We start from the raw sequence: 2,122 nt of genomic DNA on the forward strand, positions 1-2,122 counted from the left end.
TCCAGATAGATCATAACAGGATGCGGCGTCAGTCATACCTGACGATCAGTTGTTCCTGGCGGCCAGGGCCGCCTTGATTTTGTCGGGCGTGGCCGGCAGGTGGGTCACCCACACGCCGGTGGCGTCCTTGATGGCATTGATCACCGCCGGTGCCGTGGGCAGCATGCACATCTCGCCGATACCGGTGGCGCCCAGCGGGCCCTTGGGCCGGGGCGTCTCATGGACGATGATTTCCTTTTCGAAGTTCTCCTTGATGGTGGGGAACTTGAAGCTCAACCAATCCTTGGTCTTGCCGGCGATATACTCTTCCCGCAAGGCATAGCCGACGCCCATGTCCATACCGCCCTCGAGCTGGCCGGTGAGGTTCTGGGGGTTGATCACCTTGCCCGCGTCCACGGACGTGGTCATTTTCAGGACCCGGGTCTTGCCGGTTTCGGTGTCCACCTCGACCTCGGCGATCTGCACGCAGTGCACCTGGGACTCGAAGGACGGCCCCTGGCCGGTTTTCTCGTCCAGCGGGCCTGCATCTTCATTTTTCTTCCGACCCAGGAACCGTCTGGGCTGGCCGGCGGCTTCCAGCTCGAGGCCGTTTGTGGCACCGGCTTCTTCCATGGCCGCCTTAAGCTGGGCCAGGCCGTCCATCAAGGCCCCGCCGATCATGTAGGTGATGCGGCTGCCGGCAGCCGGTCCGCTGGCGGCGGTGTCGTCGGTATCGCGGGTATGCAGGCAGATTTTGTCCAACGGGACGTTCATGTACGCCGCCGTCAGCTGGGTCAGCATGGAATCGTTACCCTCGCCCGGATCGGCGGCGGCGGCGTAAATATGAATGATGCCGTCATCGCTCAGTTCGACGGAAGCCACCGAGGCATCTCCCGGTCCGCCGATACCGAAGGCCGCGGTGGCGATACCGACCCCACGACGGATCTTGCCCGTTTTATAGGCTGCGGCCGCCTGCACCGCTTTTTCATAGGCGGGACGAACCGCTTCCATCACCTCGGGAAAGGGCCACAAATCCACCACCCGTCCGGTGGATTTGCTCTGTCCCGGCTGAAGCGAATTTTTCAGCCGGAACGCAAAGGCGTCCATGCCCAATTGGTCGGCCAGCATTTGCATGGCGCATTCCAGGGCGAAGGTGACCTGGGGTGGCCCGGCGCCGCGGGCGGCGCTGCCCCAGGGATTGTTGGTGTAGACCACTTTCGCGTGGGCGTGCACATGGGGAATGTTGTAAGAGCCGGAGAGCATCAACAGGGCGCGGTGACAAACCACGTGGCCGATGGAGTAGTACGCGCCGTTATCCATGACAAAGTCGTTGCAGTAGGCGGTGAGCATGCCGTCCTGGTCCGCGCCGAGTTTGACGTCCATTTCAAAGGCATGGCGTTTGGAGGCCATCTGCATGCTTTCGGTGATGCTCGGCACATAGCGCACGGCCTGCTTGAAGTGAATGGCCGCGGCACCGGCGATGCCTTCGGAGATGACATCGATCTTGATGCCGAACTGACCGCCGGAGTAGGCCTCGATATACTTCATGTTCTCGTAGCCCAAGGCCGCCTGGAGCATGGACAGGTGCAGGTGGATGTTGATGCTGCGGCCGATGATGACCAGCTTATCCTCTTCTTCGGCATCCTCGCCGGCTTCCCAGTAGGCCACGGTGACTTCCGGCTCCAGCGGGGCCTGGTGGTTGAACTGGGTCTTGAACCGGGCCTCGATCACCGCCGCCGAATGATCCAACGCGTCTTCGGCATCGCCCTTGATCTGGGGTTGCTGCCAACACAGGTTGGGCATATCCGGGTGCAATTGAACGGCACCCTCGGCCATGGCCGTGGCCGGGCTGTCCAGAACGGACAGCGGCGCCAGCTCGACCTTGACCGCCGCCAATGCCGCTTCGGCATGGGCCTTGGTGTCGGCGGCAACCGCCAGAACCGGGTCACCGATATAGCGAACTTCATCTTGACACAATACCGGACGATCCGCCACCAGGATTTTCAAGCGATTGGTGCCCTTGATGTCGTCGGCGGTCATCACGCCGGCCACCCCGGGCAGGCCAAGAGCCGCGCTGGCATCGATGGAAACGATCCGTGCGTGGGGCACCTGGCTGCGCCAGACGGCCAGCTCCAAGGCGTCC

At 62.5% G+C, this 2,122-nt stretch carries 1 protein-coding gene; it reads right to left on the reverse strand.

Annotated elements, in window-relative coordinates:
• Positions 1 to 45: 45 nt before the first annotated feature.
• On the reverse strand, positions 46 to 2,122 hold a 2,077-nt coding region (locus tag JCM12296_RS34320), incomplete at its 5' end, for a xanthine dehydrogenase family protein molybdopterin-binding subunit (protein WP_083456786.1).

Origin of the sequence: Desulfosarcina cetonica JCM 12296 (assembly GCF_001311845.1) — a bacterium.
Lineage (GTDB): Bacteria > Desulfobacterota > Desulfobacteria > Desulfobacterales > Desulfosarcinaceae > Desulfosarcina > Desulfosarcina cetonica.